Source organism: Mesorhizobium sp. M7A.F.Ca.CA.004.04.2.1, from assembly GCF_004022825.1.
In the GTDB taxonomy this organism is placed as follows: domain Bacteria; phylum Pseudomonadota; class Alphaproteobacteria; order Rhizobiales; family Rhizobiaceae; genus Mesorhizobium.
Window position 1 is genome coordinate 1 of sequence record NZ_RZPH01001446.1, and the last position, 1,080, is coordinate 1,080.

Here is a 1,080-nt window from a genome sequence, read left to right on the forward strand (position 1 = left end):
AGCAAACCCTTCTCCGCCCGTTTGCGCAGAAGGATGGCGCCGTCGGCCCGCACGGCGACAAAGGCCGCGCCGTGCCGCTGCGGCTTGTCGGCCTTGGGCAGGCGCACCGGGAAGTGCTCGGGATCGCCTGAAACGACCGCGCTGCAGTCTTCGCGCAGCGGGCATAGCATGCAGCGCGGCCGGCGTGGCGTGCAGATGGTGGCGCCGAGATCCATCATCGCCTGGGCGAAGTCGCCAGGCCTTGTCCCGGGCACCATGCGCTCGACATGGGCACGGATTTCGGGCTTGGCTTCGCTGAGCGGGGTTGCGATCGAAAACAGCCGGGAGATGACGCGTTCGACATTGCCGTCGACAACGGCGGCGGGACGGTCGAAGGCAATCGCCGTGATGGCCGCCGACGTATAGGCGCCGATGCCTGGCAGTTCTCTCAAAGCCGTTTCCGTGTCGGGAAACCGGCCGCCACGCGCGGCCACAAGATCGGCACACGCCTTGAGATTGCGGGCGCGGGAGTAGTAGCCGAGCCCGGCCCAGGCCTTCATCACGTCCTCCGCAGGCGCCGCGGCCAGCGCCTCGACATCGGGCCATTTCTCGACGAAAATCCGGAAATAGGCCTTCACCGCTTCGACGGTGGTCTGCTGCAGCATGACCTCGGAGAGCCAGATACGGTAGGGATCAGGCCGCACGCCGCGCGCATGCTCACGAGGCGTGATGCGCCACGGCAATTCACGGTGGTGCACGTCGTACCAGCCTAGCAGGCGGGACGCGATATGCCCGGATGCAGCTCTGCTGCTATCTCCGGATGCAGCTCTGCTGCTGTCCCCGGATGTGGCTTTGCCACTATCCCAGGATACGGTCTTGCGGGTCTGGTCTGCTGGTGCCATTGATCTGTATCGGCCTGGCCGGTATCTGCTGGGGTCTTGGCTGGAGGACGTACATGGCAGGCAGAACGCCCTACGGCAATCCCGTCCCGGTCAGCGATCTCGCGACCAGGATCCTCGATCCGGTGCTGCGCAAGCGGGCTGGCATTTCGATCGGCCTCGTCCAGTCATGGGACGAGATCGCTGACCGGGACGGGATTGC

At 65.7% G+C, this 1,080-nt stretch carries 1 protein-coding gene; it reads right to left on the minus strand.

The features are described from left to right. On the minus strand, positions 1 to 881 hold an 881-nt coding region (locus tag EN893_RS35270; RefSeq protein WP_164901448.1), incomplete at its 3' end, for an A/G-specific adenine glycosylase. Positions 882 to 1,080: the final 199 nt, after the last annotated feature.